A 20467-nucleotide genomic window follows, 5' to 3' on the forward strand; every position below is an offset into this window, starting at 1 on the left:
GCCCCAGGACCCCCAGGACCCCCAGGAGGGCCTCAGGGGACCCTTAGGGGATGTCACAGGTCGGCAGCAAAGCCGGGCTGGGGGGCCGGGCCCGGTACGTGACTCTCCGGGACCAGGTACGTTCGATGACGTGGCTGGATTCAGGATGGGACGCGGGGGCCGGAACGGCCGTGCCCCGCAAGGACAGCAGGCCCCGCAGGGACCGTCGTACGGCAGGCAGGCGCCGCAGGGACCGTCGTACGGTCCCCCGCAGGCGTCGCAGCCGTACCCGCAGCAGCCGTACCCGCGGCAGCGGCCGCAGTACGGCGGTGCCGCGGGCGGCGGCGGCCCGTGGCCGCAGGCGGGCGGCGGCCGCCCCGGCGGTGAGGGCCCGGAGTACTTCGGCGACGGGAGCGGCCACCCCGGCCAGGGCGGCGCCCCGGACCCGTACGCGGCCGACAGCCCGGGCCACACCCAGGCCTTCTCGGTCGACGAGGCCGCCTCCTACACCCAGGGCGAGACCTACCACGCGGGCTCGGCGGCCCCGTCCGGCCCGATCGGCCCGCCCCTGCACTGGAAGGAACTGCTGCGCGGCATCGTCCTCGCGCCCCACCAGACCTTCCTGCGGATGCGGGACTACACGATGTGGGGCCCGGCCCTCATCGTGACCTTCCTCTACGGTCTCCTCGCCGTCTTCGGCTTCGACGGCGCCCGCGCGGACGCGATCAACGCCACCCTGTCCAACGCGATCCCGATCGTCCTGACGACGGCCGTCGCGCTGGTCCTGTCCGCCTTCGTCCTGGGGGTGGTCACCCACACCCTGGCCCGCCAGCTCGGCGGCGACGGCGCCTGGCAGCCCACGGTCGGCCTCTCCATGCTGATCATGTCCATCACGGACGCGCCCCGCCTCGTCTTCGCCATGTTCTTCGGCGGCGACGCCGGCTTCGTCCAGCTCCTGGGCTGGGCCACCTGGGTCGCCGCGGGCGCCCTGCTGACCCTGATGGTCAGCCGCTCGCACGACCTGCCCTGGCCGAAGGCGCTGGGCGCGTCGGCGATCCAGCTGATCGCGCTGCTGTCGATCGTGAAGCTGGGCACGTTCTGACGGCACGCCGACGTGAAGTCGTGACGACGGCGTGACGACGTGAAAAGGGGCCCCTGGAATCCGCCCACCGCGGACCGCCGGGGGCCCTTTTCACACCCTCGGTTGGATGTTCTTGCAGTCCAGCGCGTAGGCGAGCCCGCCGGCGACGAAGACCCCGCCGCGCGCGATGCTCAGCACGATGTCGAGCTCGTACCCGTGGTCGGCGATGGTCTGCGCGAGCTCACGGACGGCGACACGTCACCCCTGTCACCCCTGGTGCCCCCCCCTCAGACCTGGGTCCGGTGGAAGTTGAGGAAGGACCGCGAGGCGGTGGGCCCGCGCTGCCCCTGGTAGCGGGATCCGTACCGCTCGCTGCCGTAGGGGAACTCGGCGGGCGAGCTGAGCCGGAACATGCACAGCTGGCCGATCTTCATGCCGGGCCAGAGCTTGATCGGGAGCGTGGCGAGATTGGACAGCTCGAGGGTCACGTGCCCGCTGAACCCCGGGTCGATGAACCCGGCGGTGGAGTGCGTGACGAGCCCGAGCCGCCCGAGGGAGCTCTTCCCCTCCAGCCGCGAGGCGAGGTCGTCGGGCAGCGTGATGACCTCGTACGTGGAGGCCAGCACGAACTCCCCGGGGTGCAGGATGAACGGCTCGTCGCCCTCGGGTTCCACGAGCCGGGTGAGATCGGCCTGCTCGATGGAGGGGTCGATGTGCGGGTACCGGTGATTCTCGAACACCCGGAAGTACCGGTCCAGCCGCACGTCGATGCTCGACGGCTGCACCATGGTTTCGTCGTAGGGATCGATCCGCACCCGCCCGGCGTCGATCTCGGCCCGGATGTCCTTGTCTGAGAGAAGCACGTCCCGAGGATACGCAAGGCGCGCGGAGCCGTGACAATCGTGACGACTCCACGCGCCGGGGTACTGCTGCCGCTACCGCCGACTACCGTCGGCTACCGCTTCTCGAGAGCGACCGGCACGACACTGCGCAGCCGGGCGCACCGTGGACACCGGAGGAGCCGGCCGGGGCCGAGCCGCTCGGCCTGCTGCATCGGGAACGAAGCGGTGCTGAACACGTGCCCATCGGCACAGCGGACGACGGTGCGTTCCATCAAGTCCAAGAGTCCCTTCCCCAAGAGCCGCGTCTGGCTGACTGCCCTGACGACAAAAGCCACATTACGGGATCAAGGAGACGACCCTCCAGGCGGCACTCCGCCCCCGCCCGGCCCCTCTCGCACCCCTCCACGGTACGCCCCAACTCGGTTCCCCCGCAGCCGGATCCCCTGCCTGAAACACACTCAGGCCCCGGGTCCCGAGCACCCAGGGCCTGCGATGAGGTAGAGTAAGCAACCGTTCGGCCACCGGCGCCGCCGAGGTCCGTCCGTCTTACGCGGGTGTAGTTTAATGGTAGAACATCAGCTTCCCAAGCTGAGAGCGCGAGTTCGATTCTCGTCACCCGCTCCACTGTGAACCCCCAGGTCATCGCCCCGGGGGTTGTTTGTTGTCTAGTCCAATTTGGGGGCGGCGCGCCCTCTGTGTGCCCTAAGTGCAGGTCGAGAGCCCTTTCGGTGGCCATCCAGCGCCGCTTCGGGGGCCTCGACCGCCAGGCGTCCCGAATCGCGAGACGCATTTCATGTGACCTGGGTCACCATCGACAGCCGGGCTTGCGAAGTCACGTAAGCAAAGCCGGAGTTGCCCCAGAATCCGCTCGGACTGACAGAGAGGGCGAGGAGACGCGGGGCGACCTGCGCTACCAGTGGAAGAAGGTGGACTGCATCGCCGTACCGCAGCACCGGACGGCATCGACCCTCCACAGCCTGCTGGCCGGTCTGCGGCCCGACGTTGTGTTCACCTCGCAGGAGGGCGCCGCAGACCTCGCCGCACAAGCCCGGACCACCGCACTCGTCGCGGGCATCCTGCACTCCGTGTCCAAGACCGGACTCGGCGTCCTCGCAGGCCGCCCGCACCACGGCCTTGCCGTCTCCGAATTCATCCGCCGACGGGCGCCGCAGACCGAGGGAACCCGACTCGCCGTCCTCTACCCGCCGTTCTTTCCACCGCTGCCTGGTTCCCTCGTGGCACGAACCGGGTCGGTACTCATGGTCAACCCGATCCCCGCGAAGGGCTCCGACCTGCTGCACCAGCTCATCCGCATCATGCCGGAACAGCACTTCACCCTGATCGAAGGCTGGTGGAGCACCGCTGACCAGTTCACCGCCTACCCGAACGTGACCTACGTCCCCCGGGTCTATGACATGAGTCCCTTCTACCGCGGCCACCGACTACTGCTGGTGCCATCCACGGTGGAGGACGCATTCCCCCGAGTGATCATCGAAGCCGCACTGCACGGGACACCCAGCATCGGATCGGACCGCGGCGGCATCCCCGAAGCGATCGGCTCGGCCGGAATCGTCCTACCGCACACGGCAGGACCACAGGTATGGGCGGACACCATCCGCGCCGCCGACCACCAGACGCTGGGAGAGCAAGCCCGCCGGCAGGCAGTAGGTCTTGCCCGACCACGGCTGCCAGACCTCGAAGCCCTCGGCATCTACCCGGCGGCGAAGACGTCCTCGACCTGATCCAGCCGCTCCGTCCACCAGTGCAACAGCGCCTCGTCCGCGGTGAACAGCTCATCGCAGGAGAAGTCACCGCGGTCGTAGTGGAACTCCAGCTGCCAGAAGTCCGTCATCCGCTTCCACCACAGCCTGCGGACACCATCCGCCAGCGCGGAGCCCTCCAGCGGCATCACGGACCGGTACCCACTGACGAACGCAGAGACACGCGCGAGGTCGAACACTCCGTCCACCCCGAACTGCACCTGGGCCGTCCGCACGACCTCTTCCGCATACGGGCGCACGCCGACCCGGTCCCAGTCCAAGACGGCTACAAGCTCCCCGCCCTCCCACAACAGGTTCCGGTACTGCACGTCACCATGCGTCCACCCGTGCGCACCTTCGGGGGCCGTATGCTGTGGCCTCCTGCCGGTGTGCTCGGCGAGCAGCGCTCGACGGTGATCGAGCGCCGCTGCCGCCGCCACATCGAAGACGCTGCCACCTGCTTCGGCGGCCGTCGACAGCCGGTGTGACTTCTCGACTGCTCGCTGCGGCGACGTGACATCAGCGGTGACCGTGTCAGGCACGGCAGGCAGCAGGCCCTGACCGCACAACCGGCCTAGGCTCACATGCAGGCGCCCCAGGTGGGCGCCCAACGAGGCCGCCTGGGACAGGCTGAGGTCGATGCCCCGGACATGGGCGCCGGCCGCCCACGGGAACAGACACCAGATGCCGCCATCGACCTCAGCGACCAGTGAGCCGGCAGCGGTAGCGACGGGAGCACTCACCGGGATGCCGTCCTCTGCCAGCGCGGCGAGGATGCCAAGGTTGCGGCTCAGTCGGTCAAGGGGCACATCGATGACCCGCTTGAGCGCGAACGCCCCGGCCGACGTCTCCACCCTCCAGTTCACGTTCATCAGCCCGTCGGCGAGGTACCGGCGCTCCAGCACCTCTCCAACGCCAAAGACGCTGGCCAACTCGGCGAGAACCTTGCCGGGGATGTCAGTCCGGTCGGCCACGGTCGCATCAGTCACCCCGACGACGATACGTGAGCGCAACGCGCCGAAGCACGAGGATCACCTGCCCCGCACCCATGTGCGGTCCCGGGCGTGGTAGGCGGACCGGAGGCAGGCAGCTGCACTGCGGGCGGCCTCGGCCGGGTCGGTTCCTGGTCTCGCTGGTGGCGGGTGAGGTAGCGGGTGTGGTCGGCGTCGGCGTCGTAGCGCCCTGTGAGCCAGGGGCTGACTACGACGACGCTGCCGTCCTCTCGCCTCGTTCACTGCGGACGGGCGCTGAACGGCAAGGCTGCGCGTCCTCCTTCGTCGCGTCCGAATCGCGGGAATTCGGACGAGCCGCCTCCGCTGGGCCGCAGTCCGCCACACCGACGCCATCGGCCAGGGGCTGTTTATTGTCTAGTCCAATTGGTGGGCGCCGTGTTTGTCGGATGCCTGGTTCGAGGCGTCCGGGCGGGTCGCGTGGGCCAGGGCGGGGCCGACGGCCACCGCTGTCACGGTCATCACGGCCGCCGCCGACCAGAAGGCCGTCGTGAGGCTCCAGGTGTGGGCCAGCAGGCCGCCCAGGGCCGCTCCTGCCGGGCGGCTGCCGAAACCGACCATTCGGTAGGCGCTGCTGACCCTGCCGAGCAGCTGCGAGGGGATCTCCGACTGGCGTACGGCCGTAACGACGACCACCCAGACGCCCGACGAGAAGCCCAGGCAGAGCAGGGCCACCGCGGCGGTGGGCAGCCGGGCTGCGCCCGCCAGTATCGCGTAGCCGATCGCGGTCAGTGCGAACACCCCGGTGACCACGACCGGGGTACTGGTGCGGGGCGCGATCCGCGGGGCAGCGAGGCTGCCGGCGAAGCCACCGATCGCGCTGGTCGTCAACAGGATGCCGACGCCCGAGTCGGGCAGTCCGAGCGAGTCCATAGCGTAGAGCGGGAGCAGGGCGACCACCGCCGTGTCGGCCAGGCTCCACAGGAGCAGCCCCAGGCAGAGGGTGCGCAGGAGGCGGTGGCCCAGCAACCAGCGCATGCCTTCCCTGATCCGGCCCCGGCCGGAGGAGAGGCCGGGGGCGGGAGAGCGGGGTAAGCCGGCCGGTACCGCCCACACGCAGGCCGTGGACAGGACGAAGGACAGCGCGTCGAGCACGAAGGGCACGGCGGGTCCCTGTGTGAAGAGCAGGCCGCCCAGGGCGGGTCCGGCCAGCAGGCCGGCGATGCGGGTCCCGGCCTGCAACCGGCCGTTGGCCGCCGCCAGTTGCTCCTTGCCGGTGACCGCCGGAAGCAGCGCCTGCGCGGACAGGTCGACCACGGTCTGCAGACTCGCGGTCACGAAGGCCACGGCGATCAGTGCCAAGAGCCCGACGTGGTGGGTGAACACCGCGAGCGCGAACCCGGTCATCACGACGGCCTGGCAGGCGTTCGCGCCGCGCATCAGCCGCCAGCGGTCGAACCGGTCCACCAACGCGCCGCTCAGCATCGAGCAGACCAGCCAGGGGAGCGAGGCGGCCATGGTCGTCGAGGTGACCGCGATCGGGTCGTCGGATATCCGGGCGGCGAGCAGCGGCAGCGCGATCAGCCGGGCGCCGTCACCGGCTGACGAGACCACGGTGGCCGTCCATAACCTGCGGAACACGGGTCCGGCCGACCGGGTGGCCGCCGCCGACGGCACCGCGGTGCCGGTTCCCCCCGCTTCGTTCATCGCAGCTCCCGCCGTAGCCGGCCCGCCAACTGTTCGTACTCGGCGGGGCTGTTGTAGACCTGTGCGCTCAGTCGCAGCCAGCCTCGGCCGTGTGCGCTGACCACCGTGGTCTCCGTCGCCGCCCGTTGGGCCAGGTGGTCCTGGAACGTCTTCGCGGCCGGTGTGTCTGTGCCGATGCCCGGCGGCAGGGCCACGGCGCGCATTCCGGTGAAGGGACCGGGCACCGTGGTCGTGGCGCCCACCGCCTCGGCCACCACAGCGGCTCCATAGGCGGCCAGTTCCGCGTTGTGTCGGCGCACCCGCTCCGGGCCGAGCCGGGTCAGGAAGTCGATCGCGGCCGGTACGCACAGCCGGCCCGTGGGGTCGGCGCTGCCGGTCTCGGCGAACGACTGCGGGTAACCGGCTTCCGCCGAGGCCCAGTTGCTGACCAGTGGTGCCATACGGGTCCGCCATGGCCGCGCCACCGCGAGCGCGGCGGTGCCCAGTGGGGCGCACAGCCACTTATGGAAGGCGCCGATCCAGAAGTCCGCGCCCAGTTCGGCCACCGCGAGGGGCAGCGCGCCCGGCGCGTGTGCCGCGTCGACCGCGACCGGGATGCCGCGTTCGTGCAGCGCCGCCACCAGTCGGGCCACCGGCAGCACCAGGGCGGTACCGGGTGTGACGTGTTCCAGGACGACGAGACGGGTGCGGTCGGTCAGAGCGCCAAGGACCGCCTCGGTCCGGGCCTCCTCGTCGTCCATCACCGTCAGCCCGGCCACGACGCGTCGTGCGCCACCGCGTCGGCAGGCCCGGGCGACGGCCGCCGCGACCGGGCCGTACGCCTGCTCCGTCACCACCACCTCGTCGCCCTCCTGCGGGCGCACCCCGGCCAGCACGGCCTCGACGCCCGCCGTCACGCCGTCGACGAAGCAGAAGCCGTCGGGGTCGGCTCCGCAGAACGCGGCTGCCCGCAGTCGCGCGCTCTCCAGACGGGACGGCAGCTCACGGCGCATGAAGCGCATCGGGTTGGCGTCCAGTTCGGCGCGCAGCCGGGCCTGGGCGCGGCGCACGGGCAGGGGCACGGCGCCGAAGGCTCCGTGGTTGAGGTGGCGGACGCCGGGCGCGAGCCGCCACAGGGCCCGTGCCTGGGGCCAGTCATCGCCCCAGAAGTGATTGGCCGCGTGGTGCCGAGGCGCGGTGGCGGACGGCATGGTCGGCTCCTCTCCCGTCCCTGGCGATCTATGGTGAACCAACTTCCTTGGGAACAAGAATGGTTGGCCCTTTCCTGCGCTCCTTGGTCAGGTTCAGGACAGTACCGGACGTGATCGTTGACCCCGGGTGGGTCCACACCACACGGTGGCCGGACATCGGTGCCAAGACCCGAGGGACCCGAGGGACCGGAGGAACCCGTGCGAGTGCTGTGTCTGTGCGTTCCCGGCGTGGGGCATGTGGCCATGATGCTGCCGTTGAGCAGGGCGTTGCGGGAGGCGGGGCACGAGGTCCGGATCGCGACCGGAGCCGACTTCGGCGCTCAGATCGAGGAGGCCGGCTTTCCCGCCGTATCCGTCGGCCCGACCCGCGCCTTCGCCAAGGCCGAACGGCTCCGTCGGCACCCGGAGTCGACCGGCGTCGCCCCGCAGGACCAGCAGCGCTTCCACGTGACGAAGGTGTGGGCCGGGATCTACGCGCCGTACATGCTGCCCGACCTGCTGCGCGCGGCCGAGGACTGGCGGCCGGATCTGATCGTGTACGACATCGCCAGCTTCGGCGGGCCGCTCGTCTGTGCCCTCACCGGAATTCCCGGCGTCAGCCACAGCTTCGGGCCCGCCTTCTCCTGCGAGCTGCTCAAGGCGGCGGGTGAGGCGGTCGTACCCCTGTGGGCCGAACACGGGCTCACCGCACCGGAGTCAGGCGGCATGCTCGACGCACCCCATGTCGACATCTGGCCCGGGTCGCTCCAGCTCCCGGACAGTACCGCCTTCCCGGTGCTGCTGCCGATGCGTGCCCCGCGCCCCGCCCCGAGGAACGCCGCCCCGCCGCCTTTCCCGGACTCCGGCAGGCCACGCGTCCACGTCACTCTCGGCACCATCTTCAACCAGAACCCCGAGCTTTTTCGCATCGTGATCGAGGGGCTCCGGGACCTGGACGTGACGGTCGTTCTCACCTCCGGCCCCGACCAGGATCCCAGTGTGCTCGGCCCCCTCCCGCCTTGGGTGCACGCGCTGCGCTTCGTCCCGCACGAGCGGCTGTTGCCCCACTGCGACCTGGTGATCAGCCATTCCGGCGCGGGCACCACCCTTGCCGCTCTCGAACATGGCGTGCCCTCACTGCTGTTGCCCCAGGCCGCCGACGGTTTCCGGGTGGCCGAAGCCTGTGTGGCGGCCGGAGCGGGCAGCAGCCTGGACCCGTCCGGGACGACACCGGAGACGGTCCGGCGGGAGTGTGCCGTGCTGCTCGGGGACCCGGCCTACGCGGAGGGTGCCCTGCGTCTGCGCCGTGAGATCGCCGCTATGCCGGCGCCCGAGGACGTCGTGCTCGAGCTGATGCCGCCGCCGTGACCGGTCGAAATCGACAAGAAAGCCGACGAGAACAAAGACGTCAAGGAAAAGGAAACCCCCGTGCATTGTGCGCGGGGGTTTCTTTCGTATGACCGTCGGCGCCCGGGAAACCGCCCTGGCCGCTTTCCGACCCGCCCGGCATGACCCGGCCAGATCCGCCTGAATTCATTGACCCCGGCGGCCTGGCTTGCGAAAGTTGTATCACCACCCGGGAAAACCCGGGAAAACCCGGAACCCGGGAAAACAGGAGGTGATTTGAAATGGCTTCCAACCAGCAGCTGACCGGCAAGCTCGAGGCCGTCATCGGCAAGAAGCTCGCCGCCCCCGGCCAGGAGCCCCCGCGCCTGGTCCGTGCCAACTCGGCGTTCGCCAAGCCGAGCGAGAAGAAGTAAGGCACACCATGAAGGACGGGAGGCGCCGGGCCCTGGCGCCTCCCCTCCTGCCGACCTCGTCACCGAAAAGGAGAGCCCGGTATGTATGACGTCTTGGCCGACCTCAAAAACCTCTACAAGGAACGTGAAATCGAGCTGGGTGGGCTCTACGTCGAGTCGATGACAACGGCGCTGAACCACCAGCTCTCCTACCAGGTGCCGGCCATGTACGGCATTACGCGAACGCTTTTCGATAGTCCCCGCATGATCGCCTGGAACCTGGTGCAGAACGGAATCGACGAAGCGAAGGGTGCGGCCCGCATCCAGATCATCGCCGAGAAGTACGCGGGCCCCGAGCTGCAGAAGAAGATGACCCGGCACGTGGGAGAGGAACTCAAGCACAGCCGCCTCTTCCTGAACATGGTCCAGCTGACCGGCTACTCCACCGTCGAGGTCGACCTCACCGACGGCGAGGAACAGGTCGGTATGGTCATGGACTTCGACGACGATCTGCGGGCGTTCATCTGCCGGGTGCACTCGATCGAGATCCGCTCCTGGACGGTCCTGCGGTACTACCTCCAGGCCCTGAAGGAGATGTCCCGCCGTGACATCGCCGACCAGATGACCCCGGTCATCGAGCACATCATGGTCGACGAGATCAACCACGTGGTGTACACGGGAGAGACCATCGACGGCTGGCTGCGCGAGGACCCCTCCCTCAAGGAGACCCTCGACGAGTGCTTCGCGCACACCAACCGGGAGACCTGGCAGGACATCGCCAGCATGGCCAAGTACCTGGCGGACAACCACCGGTTCGCTCTCGACCCGGAGTGATTCCGGGTGGTGCCCGCGTCCGGGCGGTCAGCGCACCCGGATCCCGGTGAGCACACCGTCGCCCAACTCGTGGAGGCCCACGTCGAATGCCGGGTCACCGGCGAGCAGGCCCCGGAAGGCGACCACCTGCTCCCGGTGGCTCACCGCGTTGTCCACGGCCACCACGCCGTACGGCTTCAGCACCCGCCGTAGCTGGGGCCAGTACTCCGCGTACGCTGGCCGCTCCGCGTCGAGCACGACCAGGTCGACCGACGCGTCGGGCGTCTTGGCCAGCACGTCGGCACCGTCGCCGTGCACCACGTCCGCATGGTCCCGGACCCCGGCGCGCGCCAGGTTCCCGAGCGCCGCCGCGACCCGGTCCTCGTCGATTTCCACGGTCGTCAGCAGACCTCCGGTGTCGCGGACCGCGTCGGAGAACCAGATCGCCGAGTAGCCGTTGGAGGTCCCGATCTCCAGCACGGACGTGGCGCGCTGGACCCGGATCAGCAGGGCGATCAGCCGGGCGGCGTCCGGGGTCATGTTGCGCAGCCGCAGCAGCCGGTCGGCCAACGGGCCGTCGTGCGCCCGCCCTTCCTCGTAGAGGTCGTCCAGAAGGCGTGCCAGCCGGTCGTCCACGGATGCTCCCGTCGCAGGTGATCTGTGCTTTCTCCTTGCTAACACGCCCGTCGGTGATCCGTACACACGGCATCCGGCCGGTTTCGCCTCCCGGAGGGTGAGCCCATGACTGTCGCCCAGCAGAGCGGAACCGGCGCCGACCTGGACGATCGCCGGGCGCTGCTCGCCGCCCTGACCGCGCATCGGGTCCCGGTGGCCCGGTTCCGGCTGCAGGGCGGGCCCCGGCTGTTGGTCGCTCCCCGGCCCGGCTCCGGAGTCGTCGCGGTGGCCGTCGGCGCCCCCGCCGGCTTCCGTACCGAGGCACCAGGGGAGGAGGGGCTCGCCCATCTGCTGGAGCATCTGTTGTTCCGCGGCGGTGCCGAGGAAGGCCGGTTCGTGGACCGGGTGCACATGCGCGGCGGTACGACCAACGCCTCCACCCATCTCGACCACACCATCTACTGGCAGGAACTTCCCGGCCAGGCCCTGGCGGAGGCCCTGCAGGACGAGGCGGACCGGTTTCTGCGGCCGCTGATCGACGAGGAGTCCGTGGCCAGGCAGCGCGAGATCGTCCTGGAGGAGATCGCGTCCAACGTGGACAACCAGCCCCTGGGCGGCTTCCCCTGGGCCCGCCTCCCGGCCGTCGCCTTCCGGGACCATGCCAACCGGCACAACGGCTATGGCACCGCCGCCTCTCTCGCCGCCGCGACAGCCGGTTCCGCCAGGTCGTTCTTCGACCGCTTCTACCACCCCGGTCGGCTGACCCTCGCCGTCGTCGGCGATACGGAACCGGAGGCTGTGCGCGACCTCCTCCACGATCTTTGGCCGCCCGCCGCCGAGCCACCGCCCGTCATCCCCCGTCCCGCCCCCGCGCTGTTCGCGCCCGGTCGCCACACCGGCACCGACCCCTTCACGACCGCCCCCGCCGTGGCCGTCGGCTGGCCGGTGCCCGCGCCGGAGCGGGAACCCCGCGCGCACGCGGCCACCCTGCTGCTCGCCGACCTGCTCGCCGGCGCCGGCCTGAACGGCCTGCACGCCCGGCTCGTCCTCGGCACCGGCGTCGCCCGCCTGGCCACCTGCTACGTCGGCTTCAACGACCCCCTTCAGTGCCGCGACCCCATGCTGCTCGTCGCCGAACTACACCTCACATCCGGCGCCGACCCGGACGAGGCGGTAGCACTGGTACGGGAGACGGTGGCCGCGCTCGCCGACGAGGCCGACGAGGAAGCACTGACGGACGCCGCCCTGTTCGCTCTCCTCGCGTACTGGCGGAACCTTGAGCCCGGCACCGGCCAGGCCCGGGCCCTGGCGGCACAGGGCGTCCCCGGGCCGGGACGTGGTCGCGGACGGTGACGTCGAGTCCGCACAACTGCTCCGCCTTGTCGGGGTTGTTGGAGACAGGTCGACGTCGGTGATGCCGAGGGCGGCGTTCGCTTCGTAGGTGTCGAGGCCCTGGTCCTGGAGGGCGCTGCTGTAGAGGCCGATGCCGGGGCCCTCCTGGCGGGGGTGGAGCGGGGCGCCACCGTGGTCGGCGATGCGGTCGGCGGCTTGGCACAACTGAGGTCCGCAGTCGCAGCGGGCCGAGCCGAAGACGTCGCCCGTAAGGCACTCGGACTGCGGGCGGACGAGGGAGACGGTGCCGTGGGCATGGTCGCCGAGCCCCGACGGCGGGCCGGGCCATCCCCGGAGTACCTGTGCTGCCGCAAGGCACTTTTTCCAGTCGGGACTCGATTCTTGAGGGCTGCACCTCGTCGGCCTCCGCGGGGGCTGCCGCCGGCGTCGACCGAGCGGCGTGCCCACAGCGTGCCCATAAGACTGGTAAACCACGGTCAACAGCGGTGCGATCCCACGCTTCTGGCAGCCAAGCCAGAGAGCATAAGAGCAGGTCAGAAGCTATCTGACTCCTCAAGCGCCGTCGCTTCCCAAGCTGAGAGCGCGAGTTCGATTCTCGTCACCCGCTCCATGACAAACCCCCAGGCCAGAGGTCCGGGGGTTCTTTGTTGCCTAGACCGGTGGGGCGGGTGCGCACCACAAGCGCACCATTAGCTCTCGGCGGCCTCCTCGTTGTGGTGCGCGTCGTGGTGCGCGGGGTCAGTCCGACCGCGACCACACATTGCCAGTCTTCGTCGGAGTGCTGATAGATCAGCGCCGCCTTCGCGGGAGAGTGACCAGCGCGGACCGTCGTCCACTGGAAACATCCGATGTCGCTCCACTGACCCACGTTCCAGCATGTCACTCCGACCGGTCTTGCATGTCGCACCCCTTTCGACAACAGCGATGGCCGAAAGTGACCTTATGCCACTGCACACCCACCTAAAGGCTGTCGGCCATCAGGATCACTGAGATACGTCCTGCCCAGCAGGAACGCTAAGCGGTCACGGAACGCTGCGCGCTTGCGATCGGCACGCACACCGGAACGAAGAGGGCGCTCCCTGGCCTCCCTGCTGCTGATCGTTCTGATGCTGCTGGTGACGTCTGGTTTCCTGGGCTTCTTTGGGGTAGAAGACGCCAGCGAAGCCTTGGCATACACCTGGCGCTTCACCGGTGTCCTCTTGGTCCTAGCTTCGGCAGCCCTGCTGCTGAGCGCGATTGCCGCAGTGGATCACTGGATCCGTGGAAGTTTTTCCTACTCCGGGCTCGTGGCACTACTCGGCAGCGTCATGGCAGCCGCGGCAAACCTGATGTTACTGATTGTCACACTGCGGGGCGGGGATTCAACTGGCTACCTGCTCTTGTGGGCCGCTCTCACCCTTGCATGCGGGTGGGCGGCAGTCAGAATCTATCGGACGTCCATTGTGATCCCAGCTCCTAATTAGACACCTGAATGATCACGGATCCCGTGTCCGCCCTGTCATCCACCCCAACCAGCGGCACCCTCAGGCCAGTTGGGCGATCCCGGGAACTTGCGCAAGCCCTGGCGGCTGGGGCGGTCCAACTAAGGCCGGAGACACCGCTGCATCTATGACGGTTCACAATCCATATCGATCACTTTGCTTGGCCAGAGCCCACACGTAATACCACTTGTTTTCACGAAGAACCTGCGGGCTATTGTCGGCTACAGATTGAATGATCCCCCAAACGCCGCCCGCCCCAGCAGCACCGAGAATCATTACAGCCTGCTCAAAAACCGGCCCGTACACAGCAACCAGGGTAGCACTAACCGTACCGATAGCCGCCCCAGTAATGGAAACTGCCCGCTTTCTGCGGACTGAATTCATCTGCGATTGAACACCGCGCACCTCTTCTTCGATCCGATGCCCGATCTTCACTAGCTCTCGTTCTGACTGTACCGCTTGCAGCCCCTCATCTAACTCTAAAAATGCCTGTCGAAGAAAACCCTGGAATCCCGCGTATGCCCCGAACTCATTGACCGTAATTTCACTGAAGTCTCGAAGGCCGACACCGTCAACAAACGGTAAAGAAATCTCCAGAACAGGACGCACCACCTGGCTCTTTAGTGGCTGACTTTCGGATTGCTCTATGGCTTTCCCGCTGCTGACAAGAAAGTCGAGCGCGGTCGGAACCGCCTCATCCTCCTGGGATACCCAGGATAGCTCAGGTGCTTCCCTACCGTCGATTTGCGCCATTTGGAGCTGTTGATTGTAGCTTTCGAACGAAAGAGACTCTCTACGGCTGACTTGAATCGAGTAGGCAGGCAAATACCAAGCGATACCCGCCCTGAGAAGTGGTTCCGCATCTATGATCCATTGCCCCAGCGCGGCCGGATCCGGACAGCGCATATAGAGGGAGTTCGATTTCCATACATCATGAAAAGGGTTCCACAAGAAGCCATAGGTGTCGCGAGGCCTAGATATTCCTCCAATGTGGTGCATGCCACCCTCGCCCCCGTGAGAGAGAAGCAATGTGTCACATACCAGAGCGCCGCGTTTGGTGATATGTGCGAGATCGCCGCCATCAACTCCCAAGCCCACATGGAATTTCGACTCGGAAAACTTCTTCTCATCTATGAGTCGCCATCGGCGTGAGTGAAATAAATGATCACCGTAGGCCTGCGCCACATGGCGTGGACGCGCACGATCCCCCACAGATAGGCCATCGAAAAAACTGCACATATGTTTAGCAACGACTGGGTTCCGTATAGGCCTATCGCGCCTTAGTCGCATTTTGCGCTCCTCAATAGGATTCCATGAATGTTCCGCAAACCCAAGGCCTTGCCACTCGGTGTATGCCCGCTTGCCGGGATCTAAAGCTCCTCGTCATGGACAGAGACATCCTTGACTGCCGCATGTGGGCTGCCGAGGGCTGGACGGTGTGACTTCTGGCCATGTGCACGACAGCAACCACCGCAGCCGACCGCTGGCATCCGCGAACGGGCCGAGTGGCCAGCCCACCAGACTCGTTGACCAACCCAATCGAGACTTCGGTGGAAGGGCCTCGTGCCAGACCCGTGCCAGATCGTGCGGGGGACCACGGGGAACTCCGGGGAACCAGCCGACCGGACCGGCAGGCGCCGACGCCGCACCGCCGCAGGTCAGCCCCAGAGCAGGCCCCAGATACCCTCAGCTTCCCAAGCTGAGGGCGCGAGTTCGATTCTCGTCACCCGCTCCATGCGAAAACCCCAGGTCGTCGGCCTGGGGTTTGGTTGTCGTCCAGTCCGGTTTTCAAACGTTCCGTGAGTGTGAAACAGGACGTTGTGCATGATCCCGCCAAGGCTGCGCGGGGTTCCCTGATGCGGAGTCGAGGTCTGAAGGCCCGACACGGCGGACCATGGGAGGCAGCAAGCGCTCTCCAGGCCCGAGCTTCCAGGGAAGCGGAGTCTCGAATGGAGTCGAGCGGAGACCAAGCGCCACGACAATCTGGCGGTCCACTTCGAGGCAGTGATCCTCGTAATGGTCCCCACCCACCGTCATGAACAGCGCATTCCATGGGACCACCGAGTGAGGAGCGGCCGTCCCTGCGTGATTCTTTGTCTTGAATCGGAAAGAATTTCAGGGGCTCCGTCGCGGTAAATCCGCTGTTTACTGCGGCAGTTGTGAACGCTTTTCCGTGATCGAGCATCCGGTCGAATGTGGTTCTGCCGAGCGGATTCGAGGGGAGGTCGCTGTCAGTGGCCGACGCGGACCAGGCCTGGCGCCAGGCTGTTTGCCTGGGTCATGCTCCCGGATCTTCCGTCACGGGCAGGCACTCGGCGAGCAGGTCGACGACATCGCGCCAGGCTCGCTGCGCGTGCCGTGGGTGGTAGCCGACGCCGGGGACCACGGGGTGGTCGACCGGCGGGTGGTGGAAGGCATGCATGGCACCGCCGTAGACCGCGAGGCGCCAGTCGACGCCCGCGGCCTGCAGCTCGGCGGTGAACGCGTTCCGTTGCGCGGGCGGCATGATCGGGTCTTCCGAGCCGACGCCGGCCCACACCGGGCAGCGAATGCGCGCTGCCTCGCCCGGTCGGCCCGTGGTCAGTGCGTTGACTGTCCCGATCGCGCGCAGGTTGACGCCGTCGCGCCCGAGTTCCAGCCCGACGGCGCCCCCGGTGCCGTAGCCGACGGCAGCGATCCGGTCGGGGTCGGTCCGCGGTTCGGTGCGCAACACGTCGAGCGCCGCATGACCGATGTCCCGCATCCGGTCGGGATCAGCGAGCAGCGGCATGCAACGGGCCAGCATCTCCTCGGGGTCGCCCACATAGCGCCCGCCGTGAAGGTCGAAGGCCAGCGCTACGTATCCCAGCTCGGCGAGAGCATCGGCCCGGCGGCGCTCGACGTCGCTGAGCCCCATGCCCTCTGGTCCGAGCAGCACCGCGGGCCGGCGGTCGACACCGGCCGGGAGCGCGAGGTGCCCGATCATCGTCAGACCGTCCGCCGGGTACTCGACCGTACGCGTCGTGATCGCCGTCATGAGACTGGACTGTAGTGATCGCCGAGCCCGGCCCGGCCGGTGTTCTGCCGCTGGCAGAACGGCGCGTGCGTCCCTCTGAAATGCGGGGGCCGAGCCCTCAAGGCTTCAAGATCATTTCGTTGCCCCTTTGGCGCGTACCCCGGGACCGGCGCCTATCGCATTCGATGCGAACTGGACGCACATTGCGCTGCGTTGGCCGGAGATGATCACAGCTCAACTTGCCACCGACCTCGTCGCCCCCATCCTGCTGGCCCAGGCCGCGCTGCCACTCCTGGAGAAGTCGGGCGGGGCGATCGTCAATGTCAGTACATCGGTGGGGCAGCGGGCCTGGCCCGGCAACTCGGTCCATGCGGCTACCAAGACCGCTCTGGAGCTGCTGACCCGCAGCTGGGCGGTCGAGCCGGCACCCGCGGGATCCGGGTGGCGGCGGTTGCCCCCGGCGCGATCGACACCCCTATCGGTGAGCACCAGGGCCTGACGCCGGAGCGGATGGCAGCGGTGCGGGAATGGCAGCTGGCGCACACCCCACTGGCCCGGATCGGCCGCCCCGAGGAGGGGGCCTGGGCAGTCACCCAGCTTGCCGCACCGGCCGCGTCGTTCGTCACCGGAGTGGTGCTCCCGGTCGACGGCGGAGCGGTCGTGGCGTGACAGGAGTGGCCCGGGAGGTGGGATGGGTGCGGATCGGTGAGCTGGCCAGGGCGACCGGGGCAACCGCCCGTGCGCTGCGGCACTACGAGCAAGCCGGCCGAGGCCCGCGACCGGCTGGAAGCCGCGTTGCGACAGGCAACCGGTGGCCGGATCCGCCCAGTGGCCTGAACGCCCGCCTCGTCGCAGAACCTGGAGTCGCTACGCTCCCCACGGCCACTCAGGGTGACTACGAGCCCTCACCGGCTAAGGAATACGCGACTCTCGATTATGCGAGGTCGCCAGTGTCACGCCCCTTGTGGAAGCAGGCACTTGACCGCCGGGGGTCCCCTGTCAGAGCGGGAGGTCGTCGGGGAGTACCCGGAACGCCTTGTAGCGGCCCAACGGACGTACGGCCCGGAAGTCTCGTCGGTCCAGAGTGAGAATCGCGTCCGTGTCGTAGTCGGCGGCAAGCGCCACGTTCACCGCGTCGGCGAGGTCGAGGTCCAGCGTGCGGTAGCGGACACGGACGGACTGGGCGGCGCCCAGATGGTCCTCCGTGATCTCCGGCAGGACGACACGGCCCCGGCTCATCCAGCGCCGCAGGTCGTCTACCGCGCTGAGGGCAGCCTCCCTGCCGAGCTCACGCGTCGCCACGTGATCCAGTTCGGCCAGCAGGAGCGGGGACATGACCAGCAGACCGGCCGCCATGATCGCCTCGTTCGCCGCCCGGTGTTCCGGATGAGCCGAGTCCAGGGCTGCCAGAAGGCCGGACGTATCGGCGATGACAATGATCACGCGGCGGATCCGGAACCCGGGCCGGTCTCACGCCGGACGGCCTCGGCGACCGTGTCGCGGACCTCCGACTTGGACAGCGTGTGCCCTGGCCCCTCGAAGGTGCGTGAGAACAGCGGCTCGTCCCACACCCGGTTCGCCATGGCCGCAAGGTGGATGCCCTGCCGGATGATCTCTGCCTCGCTTATACCTCGGCGCTTGGCGGCCTCCTTGATGATGGCCAGGTCCGCGGGGTCGGCGTAGACGTTGGTGCGCTTCATGGACATGTACCAAGAGTAGTCCATGTACCGGATTGATGTATGCGCGTCCCCGTCCTCGTTGCCGAGAGCACCGGGAGGCCGGTTGATCAGGTACTTCGCCTCGCACTGCGGGTCGTCCCAGGCATAGGTGCGGGTGCTCGCCGTGAGCGGGACGGCGTCGCTGTCCCGGGTGCGGCCGGTGGTTGTGCCGTGTTACTCCCCCGAAGATGAAGGGGGCAGCACCGCGAAGACCCTGGGCGTGATCTTCGCCGACAGGAAGGAGAGCGCGACCGGCAAGGAGGAGGCCGTGAAGCTGCCGAACGGCGGTGTCTTCTTCAACAGCGCCGCCGCCGTCACGTACTGGGAGGACAACGCGGCGGACGCCCTCGCCTGGTAGCCGCCCCGGAGTCCCACGGCCACGACAGCGGCGTCCCGAGGGTGATTGTCTGGCTTCCGGCAATCACACCCCGGCCCGGCCGGGCCGACAGGAGGACTCAGCGGCGATGAACAGCCCCTACGCGTACGAATACAAGGTCGTCACCTTCCGGGAGTCGTTGATCGGCGACGCGCTGGACAGCGACAAACTGGAGAAGGTCCTGAACAAGCACGCGGAGGACGGCTGGGGTCTCAAGGCCATCACCTCCGCCGACGTCAAGGGCCGCGTAGGTCCCGGCGCCGTCGATGGACTGCTGCTCACCTTCGAGCGTCCGCGCGGGTGACCGTGCCGACGTGACCGTACGGTGCCGGCGTGACGGTGCCGGCATGACCGTGCCGGCGTGACCGGAGAGGGACGGCCGGGGCGCCGTTCCGGCCGCGGGCACGCCGGGGAAAAGCGGTGGGCCCCGGGACCCGGTCGGCCTATGCTCGCCGGATGACCTTGGAATGGGAACAGGTGATCGTTCACTCGGTCGATCCGGTGGCCTTGGGGCAGTGGTGGGCCGAGGCTCTCGGTTGGGTCGTGGTCCACTCCTCCGACGACGAGTTCGAGATCCGCCCGGCGCCGGATCGCCTGCCCGGGCTGGACTTCGTCCGGATCGACGAGGCCAAGAAGGCCAAGAGCCGGCTGCACCTCGACTTCCGGCCCGACGACCAGGCGGCCGAGGTGGCACGGCTCGAGGCTCATGGCGCCAAGCGTGTCGACATCGGCCAGGGTGACCAGTCGTGGGTCGTCATGGCGGACCCCGAGGGCAACGAGTTCTGTGTCCTCGGCCAACGGCGGCAGTAGGAACCCGTGGGAGCGCGCGTGCGGGTCGGGGGCCGGCCCGGGAGGGTTTCCTCTCGGGCCGGCCTTCGCGCACGCCCCGGCTCAGGCGCTGGGCACCTTCTCCACCGGGTCGGGGGGTACGTCGACGCGGGTGTCGTCTCCGAAGATCCGCACGACCAGCTCCATTCGGTTCCGCTTCCGGTCGACGCTGCGGACCGGCCCGGTGCTCTGCGCGAAGCGACCGTCGGTCACCAGCACCAAGTTCCCTGGCCGCAGCCGTGGAACGGTCGGCCTGCTCACTTCCCGGTGGTGTCCGGCGGCCCCGCTCCGGCGGTACCGGGCAAGAGGTGACGCGCGGTCGGTGCCGACGGGTGTCTCCTTGGTCGGCGAAGGAGATACTGCGATCCGGTTTCGCCCCGCCAGGTCTGGAAACCCCAGCTCAGTGGCATGAAGCGGTTCCCGTCTCACGGATCTGTGCCGACCGACACAGCCAAGGGGGCTGCGCGTGGGCGCATACTGAAGCATGACAAAGCCTGCTGCGCCGAAGCGTCATCTGCCTACCAGCCCCTTCAAGGCCCCGGTCACGCCGGCCCCCAAGCACTTCGCCGTGGGCGACCAGGTCACCCATGACGTGTACGGCCTCGGCCGGGTGATCGGCATCGAGGACGGAATCGCGGCGCTCGTGGATTTCGGTTCGGCGCAAATGCGGATCTTGAGCCCCTACGCGAAGATGACCAAGCTGTAGGACCGCTGTGCCCGGTCTCGGCACACCCAGGCCCTCCGGGTACCTGTAACGAAAGAGAGTCCTCCCATCGAACTGACGTCGCTCTTCTCCGCCCCGGAAGGGCAGCCCCGCTGCTCCGCCGCGGCATCGCCGCCTCCGGCGACCAACCCCTTCCAGGCCCCCGACTTCGGGGAGGACGAGACCTGGCCGCTCGAGGACGCCCAGGAGTCCGCCCCGGGCGCGCGCGGGGCGCGGTCCAAGGCGGCCTAGCCGCGCATCCGCCCTCGGGATCCCGGTGGGGGGGCGGCGCGCCCGGCGGGGGCCCGGGCCCCCCCCGGTGGAGCGCCCCCCCGCCCGAGCCCGGGCGCGCCGGGCG

General features: G+C 68.5%; 22 protein-coding genes, 1 tRNA gene and 3 pseudogenes. 14 read left to right on the forward strand and 12 right to left on the reverse strand.

The window, feature by feature from the left end:
* The first annotated feature begins 130 nt into the window (after window positions 1–130).
* Entirely contained in the window at window positions 131–1081 is a 951-nt protein-coding gene (locus ABZX30_RS29335) for a YIP1 family protein (RefSeq protein ID WP_355938667.1), read from the forward strand.
* A 105-nt stretch (window positions 1082–1186) separates the two neighbouring features.
* On the opposite strand, the pseudogene ABZX30_RS29340 reads toward ABZX30_RS29335, so the two are convergent.
* A pseudogene (locus ABZX30_RS29340) lies at window positions 1187–1288 on the reverse strand (phosphoribosyltransferase); the annotation flags it as partial.
* Window positions 1289–1347: 59 nt separating this feature from the next.
* Window positions 1348–1923 (reverse strand): dCTP deaminase, encoded by a 576-nt coding sequence (gene dcd, locus ABZX30_RS29345; RefSeq protein WP_355938669.1) that lies wholly within the window; start codon window positions 1921–1923, stop codon window positions 1348–1350.
* Window positions 1924–2452: 529 nt separating this feature from the next.
* On the opposite strand from dcd, the gene ABZX30_RS29350 reads away from it, so the two are divergent.
* Window positions 2453–2526: transfer RNA gene (locus ABZX30_RS29350), tRNA-Gly, on the forward strand.
* Window positions 2527–2630: 104 nt separating this feature from the next.
* Complete coding sequence (locus tag ABZX30_RS29355) at window positions 2631–3644, forward strand: glycosyltransferase (RefSeq protein WP_355938671.1); 1014 nt, start codon at window positions 2631–2633, stop codon at window positions 3642–3644.
* Here ABZX30_RS29355 and ABZX30_RS29360 read toward each other — a convergent pair.
* The 3 genes from ABZX30_RS29360 to ABZX30_RS29370 all read right to left on the reverse strand — a co-directional run bounded on the left by ABZX30_RS29360 (window position 3614) and on the right by ABZX30_RS29370 (window position 7509).
* Window positions 3614–4651, reverse strand: a complete 1038-nt coding sequence (locus ABZX30_RS29360) for a phosphotransferase (protein ID WP_355938673.1) — start codon at window positions 4649–4651, stop codon at window positions 3614–3616. The genes ABZX30_RS29355 and ABZX30_RS29360 overlap by 31 nt on opposite strands.
* 378 nt (window positions 4652–5029) lie before the next feature.
* Window positions 5030–6319, reverse strand: coding sequence for an MFS transporter (locus ABZX30_RS29365; protein WP_355938675.1), 1290 nt, complete (start codon window positions 6317–6319; stop codon window positions 5030–5032).
* A complete protein-coding gene (locus tag ABZX30_RS29370) occupies window positions 6316–7509 on the reverse strand; it encodes an aminotransferase class V-fold PLP-dependent enzyme (protein WP_355938676.1) in 1194 nt (397 codons plus the stop codon). The genes ABZX30_RS29365 and ABZX30_RS29370 overlap by 4 nt, the downstream gene beginning before the upstream one ends.
* 255 nt (window positions 7510–7764) lie before the next feature.
* Between ABZX30_RS29370 and ABZX30_RS29375 the strand changes: the two genes are divergently transcribed.
* The 3 genes from ABZX30_RS29375 (at window position 7765) to ABZX30_RS29385 (ending at window position 10061) form a co-directional block, all read left to right on the forward strand.
* The gene (locus ABZX30_RS29375; RefSeq protein ID WP_355938678.1) at window positions 7765–8856 is read left to right on the forward strand and encodes a glycosyltransferase; all 1092 of its coding nucleotides are present in this window, start codon (window positions 7765–7767) and stop codon (window positions 8854–8856) included.
* 260 nt (window positions 8857–9116) lie between these two features.
* The gene (locus tag ABZX30_RS29380) at window positions 9117–9248 is read left to right on the forward strand and encodes a hypothetical protein (RefSeq protein ID WP_355938680.1); all 132 of its coding nucleotides are present in this window, start codon (window positions 9117–9119) and stop codon (window positions 9246–9248) included.
* Window positions 9249–9329: 81 nt separating this feature from the next.
* Entirely contained in the window at window positions 9330–10061 is a 732-nt protein-coding gene (locus ABZX30_RS29385; protein WP_355938682.1) for a hypothetical protein, read from the forward strand.
* A 27-nt stretch (window positions 10062–10088) separates the two neighbouring features.
* Here ABZX30_RS29385 and ABZX30_RS29390 read toward each other — a convergent pair whose 3' ends face one another.
* Window positions 10089–10676 (reverse strand): class I SAM-dependent methyltransferase, encoded by a 588-nt coding sequence (locus tag ABZX30_RS29390; protein WP_355938683.1) that lies wholly within the window; start codon window positions 10674–10676, stop codon window positions 10089–10091.
* Between the two features lie 105 nt (window positions 10677–10781).
* Here ABZX30_RS29390 and ABZX30_RS29395 point away from each other — a divergent pair, with 105 nt between their 5' ends.
* Entirely contained in the window at window positions 10782–12008 is a 1227-nt protein-coding gene (locus ABZX30_RS29395) for an insulinase family protein (protein ID WP_355938685.1), read from the forward strand.
* Here the strand turns inward: ABZX30_RS29395 and ABZX30_RS29400 are convergent.
* A pseudogene (locus tag ABZX30_RS29400) lies at window positions 11986–12314 on the reverse strand (GTP cyclohydrolase); the annotation flags it as partial. The gene ABZX30_RS29395 and the pseudogene ABZX30_RS29400 sit on opposite strands and share 23 nt — an antisense overlap.
* Window positions 12315–13114: 800 nt before the next feature.
* Between ABZX30_RS29400 and ABZX30_RS29405 the strand changes: the two are divergent.
* Complete coding sequence (locus ABZX30_RS29405) at window positions 13115–13471, forward strand: hypothetical protein (RefSeq protein ID WP_355938686.1); 357 nt, start codon at window positions 13115–13117, stop codon at window positions 13469–13471.
* A 153-nt stretch (window positions 13472–13624) separates the two neighbouring features.
* Here the strand turns inward: ABZX30_RS29405 and ABZX30_RS29410 are convergent, their stop codons facing one another.
* Window positions 13625–14674 carry a hypothetical protein gene (locus ABZX30_RS29410; protein ID WP_355938688.1) on the reverse strand — a complete coding sequence of 350 codons (1050 nt, stop codon included), beginning with the start codon at window positions 14672–14674 and terminating at the stop codon, window positions 13625–13627.
* Between the two features lie 1093 nt (window positions 14675–15767).
* Window positions 15768–16505 (reverse strand): dienelactone hydrolase family protein, encoded by a 738-nt coding sequence (locus ABZX30_RS29415; protein WP_355938690.1) that lies wholly within the window; start codon window positions 16503–16505, stop codon window positions 15768–15770.
* 199 nt (window positions 16506–16704) lie between these two features.
* Here ABZX30_RS29415 and ABZX30_RS29420 point away from each other — a divergent pair.
* Both ABZX30_RS29420 and ABZX30_RS29425 read left to right on the forward strand, forming a co-directional pair.
* Window positions 16705–17153 (forward strand): annotated as a pseudogene (locus ABZX30_RS29420) (SDR family oxidoreductase); the annotation flags it as partial.
* Window positions 17154–17179: 26 nt separating this feature from the next.
* Window positions 17180–17572, forward strand: a complete 393-nt coding sequence (locus ABZX30_RS29425) for a MerR family DNA-binding transcriptional regulator (protein ID WP_355938692.1) — start codon at window positions 17180–17182, stop codon at window positions 17570–17572.
* On the opposite strand, the gene ABZX30_RS29430 is transcribed toward ABZX30_RS29425, so the two are convergent.
* Together ABZX30_RS29430 and ABZX30_RS29435 are read right to left on the reverse strand one after the other, a co-directional pair.
* A complete protein-coding gene (locus ABZX30_RS29430) occupies window positions 17484–17927 on the reverse strand; it encodes a PIN domain-containing protein (RefSeq protein ID WP_355938694.1) in 444 nt (147 codons plus the stop codon). The two genes, ABZX30_RS29425 and ABZX30_RS29430, sit on opposite strands and share 89 nt — an antisense overlap.
* Window positions 17924–18190 carry a CopG family transcriptional regulator gene (locus ABZX30_RS29435; RefSeq protein WP_355938696.1) on the reverse strand — a complete coding sequence of 89 codons (267 nt, stop codon included), beginning with the start codon at window positions 18188–18190 and terminating at the stop codon, window positions 17924–17926. The genes ABZX30_RS29430 and ABZX30_RS29435 overlap by 4 nt, the downstream gene beginning before the upstream one ends.
* A 172-nt stretch (window positions 18191–18362) precedes the next feature.
* Here ABZX30_RS29435 and ABZX30_RS29440 point away from each other — a divergent pair, with 172 nt between their 5' ends.
* From ABZX30_RS29440 to ABZX30_RS29450, 3 genes are all read left to right on the forward strand, one after another.
* Entirely contained in the window at window positions 18363–18560 is a 198-nt protein-coding gene (locus ABZX30_RS29440) for a hypothetical protein (RefSeq protein ID WP_355938698.1), read from the forward strand.
* A 106-nt stretch (window positions 18561–18666) separates the two neighbouring features.
* The gene (locus tag ABZX30_RS29445) at window positions 18667–18882 is read left to right on the forward strand and encodes a DUF4177 domain-containing protein (protein WP_355938700.1); all 216 of its coding nucleotides are present in this window, start codon (window positions 18667–18669) and stop codon (window positions 18880–18882) included.
* Between the two features lie 152 nt (window positions 18883–19034).
* The gene (locus ABZX30_RS29450; RefSeq protein WP_355938702.1) at window positions 19035–19388 is read left to right on the forward strand and encodes a VOC family protein; all 354 of its coding nucleotides are present in this window, start codon (window positions 19035–19037) and stop codon (window positions 19386–19388) included.
* An 81-nt stretch (window positions 19389–19469) separates the two neighbouring features.
* Here the strand turns inward: ABZX30_RS29450 and ABZX30_RS29455 are convergent, their stop codons facing one another.
* The gene (locus ABZX30_RS29455; RefSeq protein ID WP_355938704.1) at window positions 19470–19892 is read right to left on the reverse strand and encodes a KOW motif-containing protein; all 423 of its coding nucleotides are present in this window, start codon (window positions 19890–19892) and stop codon (window positions 19470–19472) included.
* On the opposite strand from ABZX30_RS29455, the gene ABZX30_RS29460 reads away from it, so the two are divergent.
* Entirely contained in the window at window positions 19891–20112 is a 222-nt protein-coding gene (locus ABZX30_RS29460) for a hypothetical protein (RefSeq protein ID WP_067316111.1), read from the forward strand. The genes ABZX30_RS29455 and ABZX30_RS29460 overlap by 2 nt on opposite strands.
* Window positions 20113–20467: the final 355 nt, after the last annotated feature.

The sequence above is a fragment of the Streptomyces sp. NPDC004542 genome (assembly GCF_040610035.1).
GTDB lineage: Bacteria > Actinomycetota > Actinomycetes > Streptomycetales > Streptomycetaceae > Streptomyces.

Bases quoted from the DNA above. Each gene is read 5' to 3' on its own strand.
- ABZX30_RS29365 (WP_355938675.1), bottom strand. From the start codon at position 6,319: ATGAACGAAGCGGGGGGAACCGGCACCGCGGTGCCGTCGGCGGCGGCC.
- ABZX30_RS29370 (WP_355938676.1), bottom strand. From the start codon at position 7,509: ATGCCGTCCGCCACCGCGCCTCGGCACCACGCGGCCAATCACTTCTGG.
- ABZX30_RS29445 (WP_355938700.1), top strand. From the start codon at position 18,667: ATGAACAGCCCCTACGCGTACGAATACAAGGTCGTCACCTTCCGGGAG.
- ABZX30_RS29405 (WP_355938686.1), top strand. From the start codon at position 13,115: ATGCTGCTGGTGACGTCTGGTTTCCTGGGCTTCTTTGGGGTAGAAGAC.
- ABZX30_RS29455 (WP_355938704.1), bottom strand. From the start codon at position 19,892: ATGCTTCAGTATGCGCCCACGCGCAGCCCCCTTGGCTGTGTCGGTCGG.
- ABZX30_RS29450 (WP_355938702.1), top strand. From the start codon at position 19,035: ATGACCTTGGAATGGGAACAGGTGATCGTTCACTCGGTCGATCCGGTG.
- ABZX30_RS29395 (WP_355938685.1), top strand. From the start codon at position 10,782: ATGACTGTCGCCCAGCAGAGCGGAACCGGCGCCGACCTGGACGATCGC.
- ABZX30_RS29380 (WP_355938680.1), top strand. From the start codon at position 9,117: ATGGCTTCCAACCAGCAGCTGACCGGCAAGCTCGAGGCCGTCATCGGC.
- ABZX30_RS29435 (WP_355938696.1), bottom strand. From the start codon at position 18,190: ATGTCCATGAAGCGCACCAACGTCTACGCCGACCCCGCGGACCTGGCC.
- ABZX30_RS29415 (WP_355938690.1), bottom strand. From the start codon at position 16,505: ATGACGGCGATCACGACGCGTACGGTCGAGTACCCGGCGGACGGTCTG.
- ABZX30_RS29460 (WP_067316111.1), top strand. From the start codon at position 19,891: ATGACAAAGCCTGCTGCGCCGAAGCGTCATCTGCCTACCAGCCCCTTC.
- ABZX30_RS29385 (WP_355938682.1), top strand. From the start codon at position 9,330: ATGTATGACGTCTTGGCCGACCTCAAAAACCTCTACAAGGAACGTGAA.